Annotated in this window: 16 protein-coding genes and 1 pseudogene; 3 read left to right on the forward strand and 14 right to left on the reverse strand. The window is 61.8% G+C overall.

From position 1 onward, the window contains the following. Positions 1-9 precede the first annotated feature (9 nt). From gbpA to pilM, 11 genes and pseudogenes are all read right to left on the reverse strand, one after another. Positions 10-1,476, reverse strand: a complete 1,467-nt coding sequence (gbpA, locus tag PspTeo4_RS19505) for an N-acetylglucosamine-binding protein GbpA (protein ID WP_322365553.1) — start codon at positions 1,474-1,476, stop codon at positions 10-12. A 198-nt stretch (positions 1,477-1,674) separates the two neighbouring features. After that, positions 1,675-2,739 (reverse strand): uroporphyrinogen decarboxylase, encoded by a 1,065-nt coding sequence (hemE, locus tag PspTeo4_RS19510; protein WP_322365555.1) that lies wholly within the window; start codon positions 2,737-2,739, stop codon positions 1,675-1,677. A 325-nt stretch (positions 2,740-3,064) separates the two neighbouring features. Then, positions 3,065-4,483 (reverse strand): FAD-dependent oxidoreductase, encoded by a 1,419-nt coding sequence (locus PspTeo4_RS19515; protein ID WP_322365556.1) that lies wholly within the window; start codon positions 4,481-4,483, stop codon positions 3,065-3,067. 106 nt (positions 4,484-4,589) lie between these two features. Further along, positions 4,590-9,035, reverse strand: a complete 4,446-nt coding sequence (gene gltB, locus PspTeo4_RS19520) for a glutamate synthase large subunit (RefSeq protein ID WP_322365558.1) — start codon at positions 9,033-9,035, stop codon at positions 4,590-4,592. 374 nt (positions 9,036-9,409) lie between these two features. Further along, entirely contained in the window at positions 9,410-11,035 is a 1,626-nt protein-coding gene (locus tag PspTeo4_RS19525; protein WP_322365560.1) for an AAA family ATPase, read from the reverse strand. A 15-nt stretch (positions 11,036-11,050) separates the two neighbouring features. Next, complete coding sequence (gene aroB / locus PspTeo4_RS19530) at positions 11,051-12,148, reverse strand: 3-dehydroquinate synthase (RefSeq protein ID WP_322365562.1); 1,098 nt, start codon at positions 12,146-12,148, stop codon at positions 11,051-11,053. A 97-nt stretch (positions 12,149-12,245) separates the two neighbouring features. Further along, the gene (gene aroK, locus PspTeo4_RS19535; RefSeq protein ID WP_322365564.1) at positions 12,246-12,764 is read right to left on the reverse strand and encodes a shikimate kinase AroK; all 519 of its coding nucleotides are present in this window, start codon (positions 12,762-12,764) and stop codon (positions 12,246-12,248) included. 4 nt (positions 12,765-12,768) lie between these two features. Continuing rightward, the gene (locus PspTeo4_RS19540) at positions 12,769-14,037 is read right to left on the reverse strand and encodes a type IV pilus secretin PilQ (RefSeq protein ID WP_322365565.1); all 1,269 of its coding nucleotides are present in this window, start codon (positions 14,035-14,037) and stop codon (positions 12,769-12,771) included. Then, on the reverse strand, positions 13,961-14,977 hold the full coding sequence (locus tag PspTeo4_RS19545; RefSeq protein WP_322365566.1) for a pilus assembly protein PilP: 1,017 nt from the start codon (positions 14,975-14,977) through the stop codon (positions 13,961-13,963). Before PspTeo4_RS19545 ends, PspTeo4_RS19540 begins: the two co-directional genes overlap by 77 nt. Continuing rightward, a complete protein-coding gene (locus PspTeo4_RS19550) occupies positions 14,974-15,510 on the reverse strand; it encodes a PilN domain-containing protein (RefSeq protein WP_322365567.1) in 537 nt (178 codons plus the stop codon). The genes PspTeo4_RS19545 and PspTeo4_RS19550 overlap by 4 nt, the downstream gene beginning before the upstream one ends. 56 nt (positions 15,511-15,566) lie before the next feature. Then, positions 15,567-16,118: pseudogene (pilM, locus tag PspTeo4_RS19555) on the reverse strand (type IV pilus biogenesis protein PilM); the annotation flags it as partial. 175 nt (positions 16,119-16,293) lie between these two features. On the opposite strand from pilM, the gene PspTeo4_RS19560 reads away from it, so the two are divergent. Continuing rightward, positions 16,294-18,744, forward strand: a complete 2,451-nt coding sequence (locus tag PspTeo4_RS19560; RefSeq protein WP_416196989.1) for a penicillin-binding protein 1A — start codon at positions 16,294-16,296, stop codon at positions 18,742-18,744. A gap of 368 nt (positions 18,745-19,112) precedes the next feature. Here PspTeo4_RS19560 and PspTeo4_RS19565 read toward each other — a convergent pair whose 3' ends face one another. The 3 genes from PspTeo4_RS19565 to rpmE form a co-directional block, all read right to left on the reverse strand. Next, a complete protein-coding gene (locus PspTeo4_RS19565; RefSeq protein ID WP_322365570.1) occupies positions 19,113-20,381 on the reverse strand; it encodes a malic enzyme-like NAD(P)-binding protein in 1,269 nt (422 codons plus the stop codon). 179 nt (positions 20,382-20,560) lie between these two features. Next, positions 20,561-21,382 (reverse strand): thermonuclease family protein, encoded by an 822-nt coding sequence (locus tag PspTeo4_RS19570; protein WP_322365572.1) that lies wholly within the window; start codon positions 21,380-21,382, stop codon positions 20,561-20,563. 2 nt (positions 21,383-21,384) lie between these two features. Further along, on the reverse strand, positions 21,385-21,600 hold the full coding sequence (gene rpmE, locus PspTeo4_RS19575) for a 50S ribosomal protein L31 (protein WP_029614303.1): 216 nt from the start codon (positions 21,598-21,600) through the stop codon (positions 21,385-21,387). Between the two features lie 168 nt (positions 21,601-21,768). Between rpmE and PspTeo4_RS19580 the strand changes: the two genes are divergently transcribed. Both PspTeo4_RS19580 and argS read left to right on the forward strand, forming a co-directional pair. Further along, positions 21,769-23,988: a primosomal protein N' gene (locus tag PspTeo4_RS19580; protein ID WP_322365573.1), complete on the forward strand. Its 2,220-nt coding sequence runs from the start codon at positions 21,769-21,771 to the stop codon at positions 23,986-23,988. Positions 23,989-24,096: 108 nt separating this feature from the next. Continuing rightward, positions 24,097-25,833: an arginine--tRNA ligase gene (argS, locus tag PspTeo4_RS19585; RefSeq protein ID WP_322365574.1), complete on the forward strand. Its 1,737-nt coding sequence runs from the start codon at positions 24,097-24,099 to the stop codon at positions 25,831-25,833. The last annotated feature ends 1 nt before the right edge of the window (position 25,834 follow it).

Consider the following 25,834-nt stretch of genomic DNA (forward strand, 5'->3'; position numbering starts at 1 on the left):
GACGATCACTCAGCGCTTGATCCAGGCATCCTGCCAGTTGCTGCCCGTGCCAGGTTCGTAATGGTTGGCACTTTGCGAGTAGATGCCGCACCAACCCTCGGCTGGGAACGGCTTGCACTCGAAGACTTCACCCGTCTTGGGTTGAAGCACACGGGTGCCTGCCTTGTAGTTGTTGATGGACTGCGGATAGACATAGTCGTGCCCGGAGTCGCCAGCGGCCTTCAACTGCACCTCACGCTCTTCCTGCAGCAACACACGCCCGGCTTTGTCCACGCCAACCACCTTCAGCAGGTGCTGGCCAGTTGCACTGGCGACCGGCAAGGTGACGGCCGCGGTGCCCGCATCAACCTGCTGGCGAACGAAGCCGACCTGCTGGTTGGCGCTGTTGAACAGTGTGCTGCTGACCTGCAACTTGCGGTTGGTCATGACCGAGAAGTCGACACTGCCTTTGCCCTCTTGCAGCGTGTACTCAGGCTTGAGGCCATGCAGATGCAAGAACGGGTCATCGATTGGCGCAGCGTCGAAGTGAAGCTGGTAGTTGGTTACGCCACTTTCTGCCTTGGCGAAAATGATATTGGCGCCCTGCACTGGCTCGATATTGCCTTCAGCATCACGCTGGCCGGCCTTGATCAGGCTTTGGCTCTGGTTGATCTGCCTGGCGAGCTTGTGCGACCAGTTCGGGCCAATGCCTTCTTCGGCATTGTCGATGTCGATGCTGACGCTGTACTGCTCGCTTTCCACGTTATCGACGAACGCCCTGGCCTTGACCTTGTCACCAACCTGCAAGTCACGATGCGGGTTGATGCTGCTGATCTGGCGCCACTCTGGTGCAGGGCCACCCTCAGCCTGAATATCCACATCGATTACGTTGTAGAAACTGTTAACGGTATCGGCAATTGTCCAGACAGCGAGAATCGCATGATGCCCGGAGCGATCCTGAGGCAGCGTGCAACGGTGTTTTTCAGGCGCGGGACCTGCCTGATAGTCGCCTCTAGGTGGCTCGCCTTTGCCATCGAACTTACAGAAAGGCGTGCTTTCGAACGCTGCGCGGCTCAGAGGCGCATTAGGGTTCCAGTCGCTGCGGGTGATGAAATATTCCCAGCCCGTCGTCTTGTGGCCGATCATGTAGTACCAGTCGAATTCGATATCGCGCTTATCGATTACCGACTTGTGCCAGCGAGTGGACGATTGCTCGTCCAGGGCAGCGAAGCCTGCGACCACCCCACCACTGGCCAGCTTGCCATCTGCTGGTCCAAGGGCCGGAAACCCTTTGGGCGCTTCCCCGACACTTTGGGGTTCGTACTCTGCGGCCCCACAGCTATCGTTCAGCCCTATGCGGCAGGCATAGGCTCGCGATGGTGGTTCACTGACGTAGCCATGTGCATTGGCCAACTGCGGCATCAAACCGGCACTGGCAATAACGGCTAGGGCACTGCTGGCGAGAATTGGGCCTCGCCTGAAGGTTCTGATTTGCATGGGAGACTCCTGTCACACCTGAAGGGGTTCAGGCAGGCAAATGCCGATTGCACCAACAATCGACATACGCCCACACCGAGGTCCCAAAGGCTAGAGAAGTGCCCTTGGCCGCCCTATAGGAAAAATCTGGCGACCCTGTGCAAAACGCGCTTGATGACTTTCAGACCCATGCAGACTGAAAGTCAGCGGCTACATCACTCAGTTGTGATACTGAGCCGACAATTCATGCACGGCATTGATGAATACGCCGGCATGCTCCGGATCGACTTCCGGGGTAATGCCATGGCCGAGGTTGAATACATGGCCACTGCCTTTGCCGTAGCTGGCGAGGATACGCGCCACTTCCTTGCGGATAGCCTCAGGCTTGGCGTACAGCACAGTCGGGTCCATGTTGCCCTGCAGGGCCACCTTGTCACCGACCCGGCGACGGGCCTCGCCGATCTCGCACGTCCAGTCCAGGCCCAATGCGTCGGCACCCGCCTCGGCAATGCTTTCCAGCCACAGGCCACCGTTCTTGGTGAACAGGATCACCGGAACCTTGCGGCCTTCGTGCTCGCGGATCAGGCCACTGACGATCTTGCGCATGTAGGCCAGGGAGAACTCCTGGTAGGCCGCCGCCGACAGGTTGCCACCCCAGGTATCGAAAATCTGCACGGCCTGGGCACCGGCCAGGATCTGGCCGTTGAGGTAGCTGGTGACCGACTGGGCCAGCTTGTCCAGCAGCAGATGCAGCGCCTCTGGGTTGTCATAGGCCATGGCCTTGGTCTTGCGGAAGTCCTTGGACGAACCGCCTTCGACCATGTAGGTGGCAAGCGTCCATGGGCTACCAGAGAAACCGATCAGAGGCACTCGGCCGTTCAGTTCACGGCGAATGGTGCTGACCGCGTCCATCACATAGCCGAGGTCTTTCTGCGGGTCGGGAATCGGCAGCGCCTCGATGTCGGCCAAGGTGCTGATGACTTTCTTGAAGCGCGGACCTTCGCCGGTTTCAAAGTACAGGCCCTGCCCCATGGCATCGGGGATGGTGAGGATATCCGAGAAGAGGATCGCCGCGTCCAGCGGGTAGCGGTCCAGCGGCTGCAGGGTGACTTCGCAGGCGAACTGCGGGTTCATGCACAGGCTCATGAAGTCGCCGGCCTTGGCGCGGCTGGCGCGGTATTCCGGCAAGTAGCGGCCGGCCTGGCGCATCATCCACACCGGGGTGACGTCTACGGGTTGCTTGAGCAGTGCACGCAGGAAACGATCGTTCTTCAGGGCAGTCATGTCGGCATCCAGCAAAAAAGTGCGGGCATTTTCTCAGACGCCGGGGCAAAAGGCACGGCCAAGACCATGCGTTTTGTCTATTGAGTGCCATAGATCAAGCGAAATTGTATACAAATTCGACCAGCACGGCTGTTGCTGATGGCCCTATCGCCGGCAAGCCGGCTCCCACAGGTACTGCACATTACCTGTGGGAGCAACTGTCTTGTGTTGCCTGTACCGGCCTCATCGCCGGCAAGCCGGCTCCTACAGGTACTGCAGTGACCTCAAGGCCTGCGCGGTCCATGTGGGAGCCGGCTTGCCGGCGATAGGGCCAGCTGAGTCGCAATCAGACTTCGAGGTAATCCAGGATACCTTCGGCAGCGGTACGCCCTTCGAAGATGGCCGTCACCACCAGGTCCGAACCGCGCACCATGTCACCACCGGCGAACACTTTCGGGTTGCTGGTCTGGTGCTTGAACTTGCCTTTCTCCGGTGCGACCACACGGCCCTGGCTGTCGGTCTGGATGTCGAACTGCTCGAACCACGGCGCCGGGCTCGGGCGGAAACCAAACGCGATCACCACGGCGTCGGCTGGCAGGATCTCTTCGGAGCCCGGAATCGGCTCGGGGCTGCGACGGCCACGGGCGTCTGGTTCGCCGAGACGAGTCTCGACCACCTTCACACCTTCTACCTTGTCTTCGCCAACGATGGCGATAGGCTGGCGGTTGTAGAGGAACTTCACGCCCTCTTCCTTGGCGTTCTTCACCTCTTTGCGCGAACCCGGCATGTTGGCCTCGTCACGACGATAGGCGCAGGTCACCGCTTTGGCGCCCTGACGGATCGAGGTGCGGTTGCAGTCCATCGCGGTGTCGCCACCACCCAGCACCACCACCTTCTTGCCTTGCATGTCGACGAAATCTTCCGGCGACTTTTCAAAGCCCAGGTTGCGGTTGACGTTGGCGATCAGGAAATCCAGCGCGTCATGTACACCTGGCAGGTCTTCACCCGGGAAGCCGCCCTTCATGTAGGTGTAGGTACCCATGCCCATGAACACAGCGTCGTACTCGGCGAGCAACTGTTCCATGGTGATGTCCTTGCCCACCTCGGTATTCAGGCGGAACTCGATGCCCATGCCGGTAAAGACTTCGCGGCGATTGCTCAGCACGGTCTTTTCCAGCTTGAACTCGGGGATGCCGAAGGTCAGCAAGCCACCGATTTCCGGGTTCTTGTCGAATACCACCGGAGTCACGCCAGCACGCACCAGCACATCAGCACAACCCAGGCCCGCAGGACCTGCGCCGATGATTGCGACACGCTTGCCGGTCGGTTTGACCTTGGACATGTCCGGGCGCCAGCCCATGGCGAAGGCGGTGTCGGTGATGTACTTCTCAACCGAACCGATGGTCACCGCGCCGAAGCCGTCGTTCAGGGTGCAGGCACCCTCGCACAGACGGTCCTGCGGGCAGACGCGGCCGCACACTTCCGGCAGGGTGTTGGTCTGGTGCGACAGCTCCGCCGCGGCCAGGATGTTGCCTTCGGAAACCAGCTTCAGCCAGTTGGGGATGAAGTTGTGAACCGGGCACTTCCATTCGCAGTACGGGTTGCCGCAGCCCAGGCAACGGTGTGCCTGCTCGACGGATTGCTGCGGCTTGAAAGGCTCGTAGATTTCCACGAACTCCTTCTTGCGCTGGCGCAGCAGCTTTTTCTTTGGGTCCTTGCGGCCCACTTCGATGAACTGGAAGTCGTTGTTCAGACGTTCAGCCATTTTTCAAAACCTCTTTACCGCAGTTGCAGGCCTCAGGCCGCAAGCTGCAAGACAATCACTTGTGCACGACGGGCCCCGCGCACGGGGCCGTCACTTGCAGCTGTTCTTACTGCGGGTTGGCACGGGTGCTGGACAGCAGTTGCTTCAGGTTGGCCGCCTTCGGCTTGACCAGCCAGAAGCGCCGCACGTAGTCGTCCAGGTTCTCGGAGAGCTCACGCCCCCATTCGCTGCCGGTCTCTTCCACATACTCAGCCAGGACACGCGCCAGATGGCTGCGGTAGGCCTCCATCGCCTCACCACTGATACGCTGGATTTCCACCAGCTCGTGGTTGAGTTTGTCGACGAAGGTATTGTCCATGTCGAGCACGTAGGCGAAGCCGCCAGTCATGCCAGAACCGAAGTTGTAACCGGTCTTGCCCAGAACGCAGACAAAGCCACCGGTCATGTATTCACAGCAGTGATCGCCAGTACCCTCGACAACAGCGTGGGCGCCGGAGTTACGTACAGCGAAGCGCTCGCCCGCAGTACCCGCGGCGAACAGCTTGCCGCCAGTGGCACCGTACAGGCAGGTGTTGCCGACGATGGCGCTGTGCTGGGTTTCGAACGGGCTACCAGCAGGCGGCACGATGGTGACCTTGCCACCGGTCATACCCTTGCCGACGTAGTCGTTGGCGTCGCCTTCCAGGTGCAGGTTCAGGCCACCGGCGTTCCACACGCCGAAGCTCTGGCCAGCAGTACCCTTGAAGCGGAAGGTGATCGGCTTGTCGGCCATGCCTTGGTTGCCGTACAGCTTGGCGATTTCGCCAGAGATACGGGCACCGATGGAACGGTCGCAGTTGCAGATGTCGAGCGCGAACTCGCCACCGGCCTGGTCGCGGATCGCCGGCAGGGCCATTTCGACCATCTTCTCGGCCAACTCGCCCTTGTCGAACGGCGGGTTCTTGTCCACTTCGCAGAACTGCGGCTTGTCGGCCGGAATGTGCGAGCTGCCCAGCAGAGGCGTCAGGTCCAGGTACTGCTGGCGTTCGGTGTCGCCAGGCAGCACGTCGAGCAGGTCGGTGCGACCGATCAGCTCGCCCAGGCTGCGCACGCCCAGCTTGGCCAGCCACTCACGGGTTTCTTCGGCGACGAAGGTGAAGAAGTTGATCACCATGTCGACGGTGCCGATGTAGTGGTCCTTGCGCAGCTTGTCGTTCTGGGTGGCCACGCCAGTGGCGCAGTTGTTCAGGTGGCAGATGCGCAGGTACTTGCAGCCCAGGGCGATCATTGGCGCGGTGCCGAAGCCGAAGCTTTCAGCGCCGAGGATGGCTGCCTTGATCACGTCCAGGCCGGTTTTCAGGCCGCCGTCGGTCTGTACCCGCACCTTGCCGCGCAGGTCGTTGCCGCGCAGGGTCTGGTGGGTTTCGGCTAGGCCGAGTTCCCACGGGGCGCCAGCGTACTTGATGGAGGTCAGCGGCGAAGCGCCGGTACCACCGTCGTAACCGGAGATGGTGATCAGGTCGGCATAGGCCTTGGCCACGCCGGCGGCGATGGTACCCACGCCGGCCTCAGCCACCAGCTTGACCGACACCAGCGCCTGCGGGTTGACCTGCTTGAGGTCAAAGATCAGCTGCGACAGGTCTTCGATCGAGTAGATATCGTGGTGCGGTGGTGGCGAGATCAGGGTCACACCTGGCACTGCATAGCGCAGCTTGGCGATCAGACCATTGACCTTGCCGCCTGGCAGCTGGCCGCCTTCACCGGGCTTGGCGCCCTGGGCAACCTTGATCTGCAGGACTTCGGCGTTTACCAGGTACTCCGGGGTCACGCCAAAGCGGCCAGTAGCTACCTGCTTGATCTTGGAGCTGCGAACGGTGCCGTAGCGCGAAGGGTCTTCTCCGCCCTCACCGGAGTTGGAGCGAGCCCCCAGGCGGTTCATGGCTTCAGCCAAGGCCTCGTGCGCCTCTGGCGACAGGGCGCCCAACGAGATACCAGCGGAGTCGAAGCGCTTGAGGATTGCCTCCAGCGGTTCGATCTGGTCCAGAGGCAAGGCCTCATCGGCCACTTTCACTTTCAGCAGGTCACGGATCATCGACACCGGGCGCTGATCGACCAGCGTGGTGTACTCCTTGAACTTGGCGTAGTCGCCTTGCTGCACGGCAGCCTGCAGGGTGTTGACCACATCCGGGTTATAGGCGTGGTACTCGCCACCATGCACGAACTTCAGCAGGCCACCTTGCTGGATCGGCTTGCGCGCGCTCCAGGCTTCAGCGGCGAGAAGCTTCTGGTCGCCTTCCAGGTCAGCGAAGCGCGCACCCTTGATACGGCTTGGCACGCCACGGAAGCTCAGTGCGACCACTTCCTCGGAAAGGCCGATGGCTTCGAACAGCTGGGCACCACGGTACGAGGCGATGGTCGAGATACCCATCTTCGACAGGATCTTCAGCAGGCCTTTGGAGATGCCTTTGCGGTAGTACTTGAACACTTCGTCCAGGTCACCGAGCACTTCGCCGGTGCGGATCAGGTCGGCCAGCACTTCGTAGGCCAGGTACGGGTAGACGGCCGAGGCGCCGAAGCCCAGCAGCACGGCGAAGTGGTGCGGGTCACGGGCGGTGGCGGTTTCCACCAGGATGTTGCTGTCGCAGCGCAGGCCCTGCTCGGTCAGGCGGTGGTGCACCGCGCCAACGGCCAGCGAAGCGTGCACAGGCAGTTTGCCCGGGGCGATGTAGCGGTCGCTCAGCACCAGCTGGGTCTTGCCGCTGCGCACCGCTTCCTCGGCCTGGTCGGCGATGTTGCGGATGGCCGCTTCCAGGCCGACGCTCTCTTCATAGTTGAGGTCGATCAGTTGGCGGTCAAAGCCTTCGCGCTCGAGGTTCATCAGCGAACGCCACTTGGCGGGCGAGATCACTGGCGAGCTGAGGATCACCCGCGAGGCGTGCTCGGGAGACTCCTGGAAGATGTTGCGCTCGGCGCCCAGGCAGATTTCCAACGACATGACGATCGCTTCGCGCAGCGGGTCGATCGGCGGGTTGGTCACCTGGGCGAACTGCTGGCGGAAGAAGTCGTAAGGCGAACGCACGCGCTGCGACAGCACGGCCATCGGCGTGTCGTCACCCATCGAGCCGACCGCTTCCTGGCCCTGCTCGCCGAGCGGACGCAGCACCTGGTCACGTTCTTCGAAGGTGACCTGGAACATCTTCATGTATTGCTTGAGCTGGTCAGCATCGTAGCTGGCCGCGCCCTGGTCGTCGGTGAGGGTCGCCTGAATACGCGTGGCGTGCTGACGCAGCCAGCGCTTGTACGGGTGACGCGACTTCAGACGGTTGTCGATGGCGTCGGTGTCGAGGATCTGGCCGGTCTCGGTGTCGACGGCGAAGATCTGCCCCGGCCCGACACGGCCCTTGGCCAATACGTCTTCAGGCTTGTAGTCCCACACGCCGATTTCCGACGCCAGGGTGATGTAACCGTTCTTGGTCGTCACCCAGCGCGCTGGGCGCAGGCCGTTACGGTCGAGCAGGCAGACCGCGTGGCGGCCTTCGGTCATGACGATACCGGCCGGGCCGTCCCACGGCTCCATGTGCATGGAGTTGTATTCGTAGAAGGCGCGCAGGTCGGCGTCCATGGTTTCGACGTTCTGCCAGGCTGGTGGTACCAGCATGCGCACGCCACGGAACAGGTCGATGCCGCCGGTGACCATCAGCTCCAGCATGTTGTCCATGCTCGAGGAGTCGGAACCGACGCGGTTGACCAACGGGCCGAGCTCTTCGAGATCGGGGATCAGGTCGTTGGCGAACTTGGTGCGACGGGCCATGGCCCAGTTGCGGTTGCCGGTGATGGTGTTGATCTCGCCGTTGTGGGCGAGGAAGCGGAACGGCTGCGCCAGCGGCCATTTCGGCAGGGTGTTGGTGGAGAAGCGCTGGTGGAACACGCAGATCGCGGTTTGCAGGCGCTCGTCACCGAGGTCTGGGTAAAACGCCGCGAGATCGCGCGGCATCATCAGGCCTTTGTAGATGATGGTCTTGTGCGAGAAGCTGCAGATGTAGTGGTCGGCGTCGTGGGCGTTGGCCACGGACGAACGGCGACGGGCACTGAACAGCTTGATGGCGAATTCCTGATCGCTCAGGCCTTCACCACCGATGAACACCTGTTCGATCTGCGGCAGGCGCTCAAGCGCCAGGCGGCCAAGCACACTGGTGTCGATCGGAACTTTGCGCCAGCCGACCAGCTTCAGGCCAGCCGCGAGGATTTCGCGGTCCATGTTGGCGCGGGCGGCTTCGGCTTTCACTGGGTCCTGGTTGAAGAACACCATGCCGACGGCGTACTGCTTGGGCAGTTCGACGGCGAAGTGTTCCTGGGCCACGGCACGCAGGAATTGATCGGGCTTCTGCATGAGCAGACCGCAACCGTCACCGGTCTTGCCGTCGGCGTTGATTCCGCCGCGGTGGGTCATGCAGGTCAGCGCCTGCATGGCGGTTTGCAGAAGGTGGTGACTCGGCTCGCCCGTCATATGGGCGATCAGGCCGAAACCACAGTTGTCCTTGAATTCTTCGGGATGGTACAGACCTGTTTTCATAGACACTTTCTCACCAGGTTCACCTCTCAACCGGAGGCAAATCTCTTTTTAGTACAACCACTTACCATCCACGCCGATCAAACGCCAGCTTTTTTGCGGTGGCCATGGAAAACCATTGTTGCACAGCGACAGTGATACTCACAAATTTTCATGTCTCACCATTGAAAATTTATGTCGCAATTTTGAATGTTTTTGCGCCATGCGCCGTGATAGCGACTTGGCTCGAGTCTGAAGCGTTTCAGCCATGACTGCAAGATTGGCTTGTGGCCGGCAGTCTGGGACAGAAAAGCCTGCCGCGCTCAGGCGCAGCAGGCTAGTCGAATGTCAGTAATCGCTCAGCAACTGGGCGGCGGGGTGGTGCCGCCCGGAAGGTGTCAGCGGGCCGAGGCCAGCTCTTGTTGGACGCTGGCGACGGTACGTGGCCAAGGTTTACCAGCCTGGACCTTGGCTGGCAAGTTCTTGATTGCCGCAACCGCTGCATCGCGGTTGGCGAAGCTGCCATAAGTGACAACGTACAGCGGCTTACCCTGCAGGTTTTTCTTGAAGTAGCGATAGTCGCCACCCTGCGCCTTGACGAAGGCCTGAGCCGACGCTTCAGAGCTGGTGCCGAGGATCTGCACCACATAGTTGCCGGGCTTCTGGCCAGCATACCAACCGCCACTGCCACTGCCGCCAGCTGCAGATTTCTCGGCCGGCTTGGTGGCCGGCTTGGCTGCAGCGACCTGGGTCGGGGCCTGAACCGGTTTAGCAGGTGCAACCGGCTTGACAGGCTGGGTTGCAACCGGCTTCTGCGCAGGCGCAACTGGCTGTACTGGCGCGGTGGTGACAGGTTGTGCGGGGATTGGCGCCGGGCCAGCGGCCACGCCCTGTGGCGGCGCGATGGTGGTCACTGTGGGAGGAGTGCCAGACTGTAGCGCGGTGTCGCCGGCAGGACTGCCCTCCTCACCTTCGCCCATGCCAGCGGCCTGAGCCAGCGGCTCACGCATCACCGGCTGCGACTGCCCTACCAGCGGCAGCGGCATTGGCTGGGACGTACCAGAGAACTCAATGGCCGGGCCACCGTTGTTCGACTGGGCAGCCCCCGGCTGACCTTCACCCAACGGCAACTGCGCCTGGGCGGCCGGCGCCTCGGCGGGTGCCTTGTCGCCTTTCTTCGGCATGAGAACCGCGGCCGCAACGGCGACCACAACCACAGCGGACAGCGCGAGCACGTGTTTCTTAGGCATTTTGAACCCCATGGATGGTCGCTTGGCCGTCGTCCGGCTGGCGATCATGGCTTCGATCAAGGTATCGCGGGCGACCTGATTGATGTTGCCAGGCCAGCCGTCGGAGTTTTCATGGATATCGACGATCTGTTCACGGGTGAACACCTCGATGCCCCGGCCAGCGCCGTCCAGACGCTGCTCCAGGTACTCGCGGGTTTCTTCCTCGCTGTACGGTGCAAGCTCGATTATGTGGAAACGCTCTTCCTCGACTTCGATTGCCTCCAACCCGGCAATCAGGGATGGCTCACCGAACAGGAACACATGCGGACGCCCTTCCGGAACACCCGCCGCCAACTCCAGCAACGCTTGGAGTGCCGACTCGTCGAGTTGTTCCGCATCGTCCACCAGCAAATAGACTTCCTGCCCAGTCAGGGCAAGCTGCACCACCTGGGACAGAATAGACTGCACCTCAGGCTGGGCCACTCCCAGCGACTGGGCCACCTGCCCAAGTACGCTGGCGGCATCGCTGGCGCCGCGAGCGGAAACCACCACGCTTTGCACGGACTGTTTGTTGGTGCTTGCCACCAGGGCCTGGCGCAGCAGGGTCTTGCCGCTGCCTACAGGGCCTGTGACCACGAGCATCAGATGGCTGTAGCGAGCCAGGTGATGCAATTGCCCGAGCACCGGCTTGCGTTGCGCCGGGAAGAATTTGAAACCGGGCACACGCGGCGCGAACGGATCGTGGCTCAACTGGTAATGGTCGAGAAACGCCTCATCGGCATGCAAACTGGTCATTGCGCTGTCACAACCTCAAAGCTGGGCCACGATCGCGCGGTAATCCGCCGACAGCGTGGCCTGAAGAATCTCTTTCGGATAGTCGTCGGTTACCACGGCTTCGCCCAGCTGGCGCAACAGCACCAGACGCAAGCGACCGTCGAGCACCTTCTTGTCGACCGCCATATGCTCCATGAAATGCGCCGGGGTCATTTCCTGTGGTGGCACCACCGGCAAACCTGCTTCCTGCAACAGGCGGATTCCGCGATCACGCGCTGGCTGGTCGATCCAGCCAAGGCGCATGGACATCTCCAGGGCCATAACCGTGCCCGCTGCCACGGCCTCGCCGTGCAGCCAGACACCGTAACCCATGTGGGTCTCGATGGCGTGGCCAAAGGTATGCCCCAGGTTCAGGGTGGCCCGCACACCAGTCTCGCGCTCGTCGGCGCCGACCACGGCGGCCTTGGCCGCACAGGAGCGATGAATGGCTTCGGTCAGTACCTCGGGCTCGAGGGCACGCAGGGCACTCATATTGTCTTCGAGCCAGCCAAGGAATGGTTTGTCGCAGATCAGGCCGTACTTGATCACCTCGGCCAGGCCCGCAGACAACTCACGCTCAGGCAATGTCTTGAGGCTGGTGGTATCGATCAGCACCGCGTTGGGCTGGTAGAAGGCACCCACCATATTTTTGCCCAGCGGGTGATTGATGCCCGTCTTGCCGCCTACAGAGGAGTCGACTTGTGACAGCAAGGTGGTGGGCACCTGGATGAAGTCGACGCCACGCTGGTAGCAGGCTGCCGCAAATCCGGCCATATCACCGATCACGCCGCCGCCCAGGGCAACCACAGTGGTGCGACGATCATGGCGCGCGGTCAGAAGGGCGTCGAAGATCAGCTGCAGGGTTTCCCAGTTCTTGTGGGCCTCGCCGTCAGGCAGCACCACAGGCAGCACTGAGTAGGCACCGAGGGTCTTGGCAAGGCGTTCGAGGTACAGTGGCGCGACGGTTTCGTTGGAGACAATGGCGACCTGTCGCCCGGCTATGTGCGGCGCCAGCAACTCAGGCTGGTCCAACAGGCCCTCGCCAATGTAGATCGGGTAGCTACGCTCGCCCAGGTCGACCTTTAGTGTCTGCATGTATCCCCACAATGTACTTGGGCGCGGCGTCGGCAGAGCGCGCCACGCGGTAACGTTGAACCTCGCCTCGGCGCTGGACGCCGAGAATAGACCCCGCTTACCGGGGCGGCAACTGCTGCAAGCGTTCCAGAATATCGAGCACGACCATGCGTGGCGGCCGTTCGTCGGTTTCCACCACCAGGTCGGCGATTTCGCGATAGAGCGGGTCGCGAGCTTCGAGCAAGGCTCGCAGGGTCGCTTCCGGGTTGGCGGTGCGCAACAACGGGCGATTTCGGTCGCGCGCGGTACGCCCGACCTGCTGCTCCACTGACGCATGCAGGTAGATCACGCGACCGCCCTGATGCAAGGCCTGACGGTTGGCTTCGCGCATCACCGCGCCACCGCCGGTCGCCAGGACCACGCCATCGAGGCCGCAGAGCTCGGCGATCATTGCCTGCTCACGGTCACGGAAGCCCGGTTCGCCCTCTTTGTCGAAGATCCACGGGATGTTGGCGCCGGTTCGCAGTTCAATTTCCTTGTCGGAATCCTTGAACAGCAGGCGCAACTCTTTGGCCAACAGGCGACCGATGGTGCTCTTTCCAGCGCCCATGGGCCCCACAAGTATCAAATTTCGCACAGAATCAACGACTCACAGCAATCGCCTGGTCACTCATGATACGCGGAGTCAGGAAGACCAGCAGCTCGGATTTTTTCTCTTGTAATGCATCGCGTCGAAACAGCCGCCCAACATACGGCAGATCGCCGAAAAATGGCACCTTGTCGATCACTTTGTTTTGCATGGTCGAATAGACACCACCAATCACGATCGTTTCACCATCCGCTACACGAACCCTGGCGTTGACCTCGTTTTTGCGAATAGGTGGCACGTCATTCAGGGCGTTGACGTAATCAGGCTCATCCTTGGTCACTCTGACCGCCATGATCACACTGCCATCCGGGGTGATCTGCGGCGTTACCTCAAGGGACAACGAAGCTTCTCGGAAAGCAACAGAAGTGGCGCCACTCTTGCTGGTTTCCTGATACGGCACTTCGGTACCTTTGAGGATTTTGGCAGTTTCCTTGTCGCCCGTAACCACTTTCGGCTGAGAGATGATTTCGCCATTGCCGCTTTTTTCCATGGCACTGAGTTCAAGATCCAGCAGCACATCGCCACGTAGCAGACCCAGCCCCACCCCCGAGGTCGCCTTTTCCACCCCCAGGTCAACGAACAAGTCCCGGCCGAGTTGCGCCTTTTCGCCATACAGCGGCCCACCCCAACGCACCCCCAGGCTCTTCTCGTAGTCGACATTGGCTTCGACGATACGCGCCTCTATTGCTACTTGCCTCAGCGGTACATCCAGCTCCGCCACTAATCGACGTAGTTCGGCAAGGCGGTCGACCGGTTGGTGAGCAATCAGGGTGTTAGTACGCTCATCGACACTCAAGCTGCCTCGACCTGTCAGAATGCCATCGTCCGCAAGTGTCGCCTGGAGCAACTCCGCAAGCTCGGAAGCCTTGGCGTGATGGATTGGCAACAATGCCCGACGCAGAGGCTGCACTTGAGCATCAAGCTCTTGCCCGATCCGCTCGCCCCGAGATTGCTCGGCCAGCTCAGCGGCCGGCGCCACCAGCAATACATTGCCCTCTTCGCGACGCCCCAGGCCTTTGCTGCGCAACACCAGGTCCAGCGCCTGATCCCACGGCACATCCTGCAATCGCAAGGTGACGTTGCCTTGTACAGCATCACTGGCAACCAGGTTGATGCCCGCGTAATCGGCCATCACCTGCAGCACCGAGCGCACCGGCACATCCTGAAAGTTCAGCGACAGCGGCTCACCCCTGTAGGGTGCTGCCATGACCGGCTGAACGATCAACAGCGCCGCCGACATCCATTTCAACAGGCACTTCATCGTTTTCCCTGCCCCCCTCTTCCAGGCGTTTGCGCATCGCAAGAACGACCGTACGTTCCTGCCAACTACCGCCCACGTGCAGGCGCTCGCGCACTTCAGTCCCTTGCTCGTCGATTCGTACCACTACACCCTCGTCGCGCCCCACCCGATCTCCTGCACGCACGCGATACAACCGCCCGGCGGCCAGCAACAAGGCCTCGTACTCCTGGCCGCGCGCGAGGCTGCCAATCATTTCCAGTTGCGCCAGCGGAATGCTGCCAAGCTCACCCCGAGGCGAACGACTGATCCATGTGGCGAACGGATCGATTGCCGGCGCAACGACCCCAGCCTGAGCAGGCAACTGAGCCAACCATTCAGTGGATGGGACGGGCGCTTTGGCGTGGTAGGTCTGCACCTGCAAGCGCAATCGCAACAGCCCTGGACGCCCCTCGACCACGGCCAATGCCATGTCAGCAGCACGCAGCAAGCGTACTTGACCGAACCAGTCGCCCAGCCACTCCCGTAATGCTGGGTAGCGCCCTACCACCTGCACATTCAAGGGCGTCTGGCGGTAACCGGTCTGCATGACCGGCTCCAGCACATCGAGCTGTTCAAAATGCAGCCCCTGCGCATGCCCGGAAGCCGCCATTCGGTCGAGCAAGTCACTCATGCTCTCGCCAGCCGCAAGCCCCCAGCGGGCTTGGTTCAACTGCCGCTCTGCATCGGCGAACGCCGCCTGTGTGTCACTCAGCATCTTCAATTGCTCGGCCCTGGACTTGTGCTCCCGCTCCAGCTGGTCATGCCTGAGAAGCTGTGAGTTCCGCTGTTCACGCAGCTCCGGCACCCTGAGCAAGCCACCTGCCACGAGCACCAACAATGCCAAACCCGCCGGCATGATCACCCTGAAGGCCGCAGAGCGCGCCACAAGCCCTTGCCAGTCCAGCGCCTGCAGCACGCTCATGCCCAAGACGCTCGCACCTGGGCCACGAGCAAAAACTCGTCGCCACCAGGCATGCTCCTGATCTGTTTGAGCTGCAGGTCGATCAGGACCGAGGAACGCTCAAGATCGCGTAACAGCTGAGCCACCAACGCGCCGGACCCGGCCCGCCCGACAATCTGAAGCCGCCCATCTTCCAGCTTGAGCTCTGTCAGTTGAACGCCATCCGGCATAGCTCGCTCCAGATCGACGAACAGCGCCTGCAATACACCTTGATCAACCCTTAAAGCACCCAGAGCCGCAACCTGATCGCGCACGGTCACAACGGCTGCCTGTGTTTCTCCAAACGATTCCAGTTGAGACTCCAACTCGGCAAGGGCGGCGTCTTTATGCTGGTTGAGTGCAATTTGTTGCTGTACACGCTGGCGCGAGAGTTGATCGAGGGCAATCACCACGCACAAGGCAAGGAGCGCACTGGCGACTAAAGAAACCTTGAACTGCCTGATTGCAGCTTGTCGTTTCCGCTCGCGCCAGGGCAGAAGGTTCAGACGTATCATCGGCGCATACCTCCCAGTGCCAGGGCGAAGGCCAGAGGCATCGAATCGCTGCACTCTTCCAAACCAGCCAGCGACGACACACGCTGCAAGGCTATGCTGTCGACTTCCACCGCCTCAAGCTGCAATCCGGCATCGAGAAACAGCGCTTCAAGCGGGTCAAGCGTACTTTGCCTGCAAGCCGCCACCATGACGTCGAAGGAGCCGGGCTCAACCTGCGACGCCCCCAGCACCTGAAAATCCAGCGCCAGGTCATCCAGTGGAAAGGGAAACAACTGGTCGGCGTCGACCAGCAAGTGCGCCTCCAACTCGGCTTCCGTCAGGCCTGCGGGTAACTGACACACCTTGCAGATCACCTGGCTCGCCGGCACCGCCACGGCAACGCGACGCTGACGACTGAACGATCGCTGATGAGCCCTTCGCAATGCCGACACGATCCGCTCAGGATCTGCCAACCAATCACCTGCAGATGGCGGCTCGATCGGCTCAACCGCCAATCCCGCCACCTGGTAACGTCCACGACGGCGCTGAAGCTGCAGCATCCGAACGGAATCGGAGGTGATTTCCACCCCAAGCAATGAGCCGGCATCCTTGCCGAAGCGTCCAAACATCCCTGATTCCTTGCTCAATTTGGCCAACCAAATCCGCGACGTGCTGGCCGGACGGTTGCGCGGGCCGCCTGGCCGGTCACCCGGCAAGACGAAAAATGCTTATAATGCCCAGCGTTTTTTCGTCCGCCGGACCCATGCGCAATTCACTCCTCAACCTGGACACCCAAAAGCCTTGATACGCCTGCTGAAGTTCTTCTGGTGGTCACTCGTCGCAGTCACCTGCGCGCTCGTACTCGGTGTGAGCGGTGCGTTTCTGTATCTTAGCCCCAGCCTGCCCTCGGTCGAATCGCTCAGAAGTATCCAGTTGCAGATCCCGCTCAGGGTGTACAGCAGCGACGGCAAGCTGATTGCCGAATTCGGCGAAATGCGCCGCTCGCCGATCCGTTTCGCGGATATTCCCCCACAATTCATTCAGGCGCTTCTGTCTGCCGAGGATGACAATTTCCTCAACCACTATGGCGTCGACCCAAGCAGCCTGATGCGTGCCGCCAGCCAGCTGGTCAAGTCTGGCCATATCCAGACCGGCGGCAGCACCATCACCATGCAGGTGGCGAAGAACTACTTCCTCACCAGCGAACGCAGCTTCTCGCGTAAAACCAACGAGATTCTCCTGGCTCTGCAGATCGAGCGTGAGCTGACCAAGGACGAGATCCTCGAGCTGTACGTCAACAAGATCTACCTGGGTAACCGCGCCTACGGCATCGAGGCCGCCGCGCAGGTGTACTACGGCAAGTCGATCCGTGACGTGAGCCTGGCGCAAATGGCGATGATCGCCGGCCTGCCCAAGGCGCCGTCGCGCTTCAACCCGTTGGCCAACCCGGTACGTGCCAAAGAGCGCCGGGACTGGATTCTCGGCCGCATGTACAAACTCGGCAAAATCGACGAAGCCAGCTACCAGGCCGCCTTGGCCGAACCGCTGAACGCCAGTTACCACGTGCCGACCCCGGAAGTGAACGCACCGTACATCGCTGAGATGGCCCGTGCCGAAATGGTTGGCCGCTACGGCAGCGAGGCCTACACCGAAGGCTTCCGCGTGACCACCACGGTCCCGAGCGACATGCAGGAAATGGCCAACAAGGCCGTTCTCAATGGCCTCTCCGACTACGACGAACGCCATGGCTACCGCGGCCCCGAGGCGCGCTTCCCAGGCAAGACCCAGGCAGCCTGGCTGCAGGAGCTGAACAAGCAACGCACCATGGGCGGGCTGGAGCCAGCCATCGTCACCCGAGTCGAGAAGAACGGCCTGAAAGTACTCACCCGTGGCGGCCAGGAAGAAGAAGTCGCCTGGGACACCATGAAATGGGCTCGCCCGTTCATCAACACCAACTCCCAAGGTCGTGCGCCGCAATCGCCGGCGGATGTAGCTCAGGTTGGTGACCTGGTGCGCCTGCAGCGCCTGGACGACGGCAAACTCAAGTTCAGCCAGATTCCCGGCGCGCAGAGCGCACTGGTGACCCTCGACCCTTACAACGGTGCCATCCGCGCCCTGGTCGGTGGCTTCTCGTTCGAGCAGAGCAACTACAACCGCGCCATGCAGGCCAAGCGCCAGCCAGGCTCAAGCTTCAAGCCCTTCATCTACAGCGCAGCACTGGACAGTGGCTACACCGCCTCCAGCCTGGTCAACGACGCACCGATCGTGTTCGTCGACGAGTACCTGGACAAGGTCTGGCGGCCGAAGAACGACACCAACACCTTCCTGGGGCCGATCCGCATGCGCGAGGCGTTGTACAAGTCGCGCAACCTGGTGTCGATCCGCCTGCTACAGGCGATGGGTGTAGACCGCACCATCGACTACATCGCCAAGTTCGGCTTCAACAAGCAGGACTTGCCTCGCAACCTGTCCCTGGCACTGGGCACCGCGACCCTGACCCCGATGGAGATCGCCACCGGCTGGAGCACCTTCGCCAACGGCGGTTACAAGATCACCCCCTACCTGATCGACCGCATCGAAAGCCGCAACGGCGAGACCCTGTTCACCGCCAACCCGGCGCGCGTCCCACAAGGCGCCGAAGATCATGCAGGCCTGGCCGCACCGGAGCAGCCGATCAGCACCGCCGCCATGCCCGGTGAAGCACCGTCCAGCTACGGCCAGGTTGCGCCGGCCCCGCAAGCACCGGCGACCGCAGAGCAGATCATCGATGGCCGCACCACCTACATCCTTACCAGCATGCTTCAGGATGTGATCAAGCGCGGCACCGGCCGTCGCGCCCTGGCGCTGGGCCGCACCGATCTGGCAGGCAAGACCGGCACGACCAACGAGTCCAAGGATGCCTGGTTCTCCGGTTACAACGCTGACTACATCACCACGGTGTGGGTCGGTTTCGACCAGCCGGAAACCCTCGGTCGTCGCGAATACGGCGGCACTGTAGCGCTGCCGATCTGGATGAACTTCATGGGTGCAGCGCTGAAGGACAAGCCGAACCACGCACCGGCGGAGCCGGAGGGTATTCTCAGCCTGCGCGTAGACCCTGTGAGTGGTCGCGCCGCCTCGCCGAGTACGCCGAATGCCTACTTCGAGCTGTTCAAGGCCGAAGACTCGCCGCCGTCGGTGGATGAGCTGGGTAATGGTGCCGCGCCAGGCAGCCCGCTGCCGGCAGATGAAGCGGCGCCGATGGATCTGTTCTGATCTAATCCAAGTGCTCGCCTTGGGTCTTGCGGCGGCACGTGAAACGCGCGCCGCCCGCGCGGCGCATCGCGAGCAAGGCTCGCTCCTACGTCTGTTTCGGGCCAGTCATGCCTGCGGGAATGCACGCGACCGCTTTGGCGCACGCCGCGATATTGAGTCGAACAAACAAGGCGGTCGCGCGCGCGTGTAACAGGCATTATTGGCCTTAAACAGACGTAGGAGCGAGCCTTGCTCGCGATGCGCCGCGCGGGCGGCGCTCGATCTTGCAAACGGCGAAAATGCCATGATGAATATCTGGCAAGCCACACCCAAAAACAAAAAGCCCCGACTCCTACGAGCCGGGGCTTTTTCGTGTCGCTACGACTGAATCAGCCGTTGAACACTTCATCCACGCTGTTCAGCGGGTAGTGCTTCGGATACGGCAGGGTCGCAACGCCGGATTCGATTGCGGCCTTGGCCACGGCATCGGAAACGACGGTGATCAGACGTGCATCCAGTGGCTTCGGAATGATGTACTCACGGCCGAATTCCAGACCGTCAACGCCGTAAGCTTCGCAAACTTCCTTCGGCACCGGCAGCTTGGCCAGGTCTTTCAGGGCGATGGCGGCAGCGATCTTCATCTCTTCGTTGATGCGCTTGGCACGGACGTCCAGAGCACCACGGAAGATGAACGGGAAGCCCAGAACGTTGTTGACCTGGTTCGGGTAGTCGGAACGACCGGTCGCCATGATCACATCGCTGCGGGTGGCGTGAGCCAGTTCTGGCGAGATTTCCGGATCAGGGTTCGAGCACGCGAACACGATCGGGTTGGCCGCCATCGACTTCAGGCCTTCAGCGCTCAGCAGGTTCGGGCCGGACAGACCAACGAACACGTCGGCGCCATCCAGGGCATCAGCCAGGGTGCGCTTGTCGGTGGCGTGGGCGAACTGGGCCTTGTACTGGTTCAGGTCGTCACGGCCAGCGTGAATCACGCCGCTGCGGTCGATCATGAAGATGTTTTCGACCTTGGCACCCATGCTCACCAGCAGCTTCATGCAGGAGATGGCTGCAGCACCGGCGCCCAGGCAGACGATCTTGGCCTCTTCGAGTTTCTTACCGGCAATTTCCAGCGCGTTGATCATGCCTGCGGCAGTCACGATCGCGGTGCCGTGCTGGTCATCGTGGAAGACCGGAATGTCGCACTGCTCGATCAGGGTGCGCTCGATCTCGAAGCACTCAGGTGCCTTGATGTCTTCGAGGTTGATGCCGCCGAAGGTGATGGAGATGCGCTTGACGGTGTCGATGAAGGCCTGCGGGCTTTCCGAATCGACTTCGATGTCGAATACATCGATGCCAGCGAAACGCTTGAACAGAACACCCTTGCCTTCCATGACCGGCTTGGAAGCCAGTGGGCCGAGGTCACCCAGACCGAGGATGGCGGTGCCATCGGAGATCACCGCAACCAAGTTGCCCTTGCCGGTGTATTTGTAGGCCAGCTCTGGATCACGGCCGATCTCGCGCACGGGTTCGGCAACACCTGGGCTGTAGGCCAGGGCGAGGTCGCGGGCGGTGGCAGTTGGCTTGGAGAGCTCGACGCTCAGTTTCCCCGGACGAGGTTGAGCGTGATATTCGAGAGCGGCGGTTTTCAGGTCTGACATGGTGGGCATTCCGCAATTTACTGTTCTGACGGACCGCCGAGGATACGCAAAGAGCCGGGGAGCCACAAGACTGGTCAGTCACTTGTGTCAAGGCCTTTAGCCTACGACTTTACGCTACAACCCACGGAGGATACGGCTTTCAGTGTGTACAATCCCGTAGCGAAATGTCTACAATTATTTCACCGCGAAACGCGTTCCAGCATGCTCGGATCGGTCAATGGCAACACCCAGCGTCGCTGCCCTGGCTTCAGACCTCCCTTGCGGGAACGATCCAGCACCCAGCCACGCGCTTCGACCTGGCGTCCTTTGAGGTTATCGAAGAAGCCAGAAGGGAAGTTGCGTTGCAGACGAGCGGGAACCTGCAACACCACAGCATCGTCGAGCTCGAGCCACACACCACCCCGGTTGCGCTCGATGCCCTGAACTCTGCCACCGATCACGGCAAACCCGGACCGTTTGACTTCACTTGCACGCAACACCGGTGAACGCCGCCACAACCCCACGCCAGAAGTGCGAGCAGCCTGCTCGGCGGCCTGCTGGCAACCAGAAAGGCGCACATTGGGTGCGACCGCAACGCGGTAACCAAGCCCTTCGCTGAGCAACCGGGCTTCGAAATTGTCGCCATTGCGCCCGTAGACATGGGCCAAGGTGCGACCGTACTTGTCCTTCGCCTCGACACCTGGCACCAGCCCCACACGGCCATCGCTGGCTTTGACCAAGGCCTGCAGGCGCTGCTTGGCCATTTCGGCGTAAGGCTCGCTGCTGCGCCCCTTGCGGCCGATCTCCGGGGCATTGATACCAATCAGGCGCACACTGCGGCCATCGGCAAGGCGCAAGGTGTCGCCATCGACGATCTGTCGCACGGCCACCCGTTGCGGGTTTTCCGGCAGCGGGCAGAACGCCAAGGCCGGAAAATGCCAAATCGCGCCCACAAAAAAAGCGCCCACAAGGGGCGCTTTCTTTTGCAGCAACGCGAAACCCGAAGGATTCGCCATGCGCATGATTACTTCTTGGTACCGAACATACCGAAGCGATCGGCGAACTTCTGTACGCGACCACCGGTGTCCAGGACTTTCTGCTTACCAGTGTAGAACGGGTGGCACTGGGAGCACACGTCGATCGCCAGCGGCTTGGCCAGGGTCGAACGGGTTTCGAATTTGCTGCCGCAGCTGCAGGTGACTGCAACTACTTCGTAGTTCGGATGAATATCTGCTTTCATGGTCACTTCCTCGAGCTGCGTGCCGCCACCCAACACCAATTGTTGAATACCGCACGTAATTAGGCGGCGAATAATACCAGAGTGCGGCGTCAGCGCAAGTTGTCGCTTGTACCGACGGTCGTCTGCTAGTCTCGCCACTCGTTGAAATACCCTTCCGAGACCTTCCGCGTGTCCGACGTCATCCTGCGCCTTGCCCTCCCTTCTCCCTTGCGTCGCCTGTTCGACTACCGGGCAACGGCGAGCATGGCGCGCCAGGCGCTTGAGCCTGGCATGCGCATCCGCGTGCCGTTCGGCCGACGCGAAATCATCGGCGTGCTGGTAGAGGTCTGTGACAAGAGCGAAGTGCCCGCCGAGAAGCTCAAGCCGGCAATTGCCCTGCTCGACCCGGTCTCACCCGTGCCAGCCGCATTGTTCAAGCTGTGCCTGTGGACCGCCCAGTACTACCAGCACAGCCTGGGCGACACCCTGAGCTGGGCCTTGCCCACTCTGCTGCGCCAGGGCGAGCCTGCCGAGATGCGCCAGGAACGGTTCTGGCACGTCACCCCTGGCGCCCGCCTTGAAGACCCACGCATCGCCCGCGCGCCTCGCCAGCGCGACGCGCTCAAGACTTTGGCCCAGCACCCGCATGGCGTGGCCCACAGCCTGCTGGGCAAACTCAACCTGAACAAGGACAGCCTCGACCTGTTGCTGGCCAAGGACCTGGTTCAGGTCGAGGTGCGCCGCCATCTGCCCGGGGCACGTCATGAGCACTGGCTGGCCCAGCCTGAATTGCCTCTCAACGAAGAACAACGCGAAGCCTTCGACACCATACGCGAAGGCTTCGGTGGCTTCGCCGCCTTCCTGCTGGCCGGCGTGACTGGCAGCGGCAAGACTGAGGTCTACCTGCAACTCATCCGCGAGACCCTTGAAGCCGGCAAACAGGCGCTGGTGCTGATCCCGGAGATCAACCTGGGCCCGCAGACCCTGGCGCGCTTCGAGCAGCGCTTCAATGCCCGCATCGCCCTGCTGCATTCGGCCGTCAACGACCGTGAGCGCCTCGACGCCTGGCTGGCGGCCCGTGATGGCGAAGCCGACATCATCATCGGCACCCGCTCGGCCCTGTTCACGCCCATGAAGAACCCGGGCCTGATCATCATCGACGAAGAGCACGACGGCTCCTATAAACAGCAGGAAGGCTTGCGCTACCACGCCCGCGACCTGGCGCTGGTGCGCGCCCACCAGGAGAACATCCCGATTCTGCTCGGCTCCGCGACCCCGTCGCTGGAAACCCTGCACAACGCCCTGAGCGGACGTTACCGTCTGCTGCGCATGAACCAGCGCGCTGGTGGCGCGCGCCCTCCACGCATGTTGCGCCTGGATGTGAAAAGCCTGCCGCTGGACAGCGGAATCAGCGGCCCGCTTCAGCAGGCCATCCGCCAGACCCTGGAAGCCGGCCAGCAAGTATTGGTGTTCCTGAACCGCCGCGGTTTCGCCCCCACCTTGCTGTGCCACGACTGTGGCTGGTTGTCCGAATGCCCGCGCTGCGATGCCCGCATGACCGTGCACCAGCGCTCCGGCGTGCTGCGCTGCCACCACTGCGGCTATGACGAACGCCTGCCGCAGCAGTGCCCGCAGTGCAATCACGTCGACTTGCGCCCGGTAGGGGCTGGCACCGAACGCGCCGAAGAACGCCTCAAGGTACTGTTCCCGGACTACCCGATTCTGCGCGTCGACCGAGACAGCACTGCCCGCAAGGACGCCATGCACAACCTGTTCACCACCATCCAGCGTGGTCAGCCGAGCATTCTGGTGGGCACCCAGATGCTGGCCAAGGGTCACCATTTCCCGCGGGTGACCCTGGTGGCCATTCTCGATGCCGATGGCGGGTTGTTCTCCGGCGATTTTCGCGCCAGCGAGCGTATGGCCCAACTGATCGTCCAAGTGGCTGGCCGCGCTGGCCGTGCCGAAGAGCCTGGCAAAGTCATCATCCAGACCCACCTGGCCGACCACCCCCTGCTGGTGCAATTGACCGAACAAGGCTACTTCGCCTTCGCCGAACAGGCCCTGATCGAGCGCCGCACGGCCGGCCTGCCCCCTTACTCCCACCTTGCCCTTCTGCGCGCCGAAGCCCACAAGCCGGGCCAGGCAGAAAGCTTCCTTGACGAAGCGTGCGCCGCCGCCGAACGGCTGGTGGCCGAGCAGGCCCTGCCCGGCATCGAGCTGTTGGGCCCGGTACCCGCGCCCATGGAGCGCCGCGCCGGACGCTTCCGCGCGCAACTATTGATTCAGGCCAATACCCGCGCCCCCTTGCATCGACTGATCAGCGCCTGGTTGCTAGTGTTGGAGCAGATGCCGAGCGGGCGCCAGGTACGCTGGTCGCTGGATGTCGATCCAGTGGACCTTTATTAAGCTTGCCGCGCAAAGGTTGGCAACCCGGCCCCAGCAACGGATAATGCCCAGTTTTTCCACCTGCGCATCCAGGCGCTCCACCGCGCTTGCGGTCGAAAAGAGAACCCCATGAAAGACACCATTCGCCAGCTGATCCAGCAAGCCCTCACCCAACTCGTCACCGACGGTGTGCTGCCTGAAGGGCTGTCGCCGGCGATCCAGGTGGAAAACGCCCGGGACAAGACTCACGGCGACTTCGCCAGCAACATCGCCATGATGCTGGCCAAACCAGCCGGCATGAAGCCGCGCGACCTGGCCGAAAAACTGATCGATGCACTGCCGGCCAGCGCCGACATCAGCAAGGTCGAAATCGCCGGCCCAGGCTTCCTGAACTTCTTCCAGAACACCGACGCCCTGGCCAACCGCCTGGACGCCGCGCTGGCCGATACCCACCTGGGCGTGCGCAAGGCCGGTGCCGCGGAAAAAGTCGTGATCGACATGTCGGCCCCTAACCTGGCCAAGGAAATGCACGTCGGCCACCTGCGCTCGACCATCATTGGTGACAGCGTCGCGCGGGTGCTGGAGTTCCTCGGCGACCAGGTGATCCGCCAGAACCACGTGGGCGACTGGGGCACCCAGTTCGGCATGCTGCTGGCCTACCTGGAAGAGAACCCGATTACCAGCGACGAACTGTCGGACCTGGAGAACTTCTACCGCGCCGCCAAGAAGCGTTTCGACGAATCCGAAGAATTCGCCACCTGCGCGCGTGGATTGGTTGTGAAGCTGCAAGCCGGCGACCCGGATTGCATGGCCCTGTGGACACGCTTCAAGGACATTTCCCTGTCCCACTGCCAGAAGACCTACGAGCTGCTCAACGTCAAACTGACCATGGCCGACGTGATGGGCGAAAGCGCCTACAACGCCGACCTGGCCAACGTGGTCGCCGACCTCAAGGCCAAGGGCTTGCTGGTCGAGGACCAGGGCGCGCAGTGCGTATTCCTCGAGGAATTCAAGAACTCCGAAGGCGAGCCGCTGCCGGTAATCGTGCAGAAGGCCGACGGCGGTTACCTGTACGCCACCACCGACCTGGCCGCAGTGCGCTACCGCAGCAACGTGCTTAAAGCCGACCGCGCCCTGTACTTCGTCGACCAGCGCCAGGCCCTGCACTTCAACCAGGTGTTCGAAGTTGCCCGCCGCGCAGGCTTCGTCGGCCATCCGATGCAGATGGAGCACATGGGCTTCGGTACCATGAACGGCGCCGATGGCCGCCCGTTCAAGACCCGTGACGGCGGTACCGTGAAGCTGATCGACCTGCTTACCGAAGCCAAGGAGCGTGCCTACGCCCTGGTCAAGGAAAAGAACCCGAGCCTGGCCGAAGACGACCTGCGCCACATCGGCGAAGTGGTGGGCATCGGCGCGGTCAAATACGCCGACCTGTCCAAGCACCGCACCAGCGACTACAGCTTCAACTTCGAACTGATGCTCAACTTCGAAGGCAACACCGCGCCCTACCTGCTGTATGCCTACACCCGCGTCGCCGGTGTGTTCCGCAAGCTGGGCAAGGGCTTCGACGAAGTCGAGGGCAAGATCGTGTTGCAGGCAGCCCACGAGCAAGACCTGGCCGCACGCCTGGCGCAGTTCGGCGAAATCCTCAACAACGTCGCCGACAAAGGCACCCCGCACGTGCTGTGCAGCTACCTGTACGACCTCGCCGGCCTGTTCTCCAGCTTCTACGAGAACTGCCCGATCCTGGCGGCCGAAAACCCAGAGCAGCAGCAAAGCCGCCTGCGCCTGGCTGCACTGACCGGTCGTACCCTGAAACAAGGTCTGGAACTGCTCGGCCTGGAAACCCTGGAGCGCATGTAAG

Origin of the sequence: Pseudomonas sp. Teo4, from assembly GCF_034387475.1 — a bacterium.
Taxonomy (GTDB): domain Bacteria; phylum Pseudomonadota; class Gammaproteobacteria; order Pseudomonadales; family Pseudomonadaceae; genus Aquipseudomonas.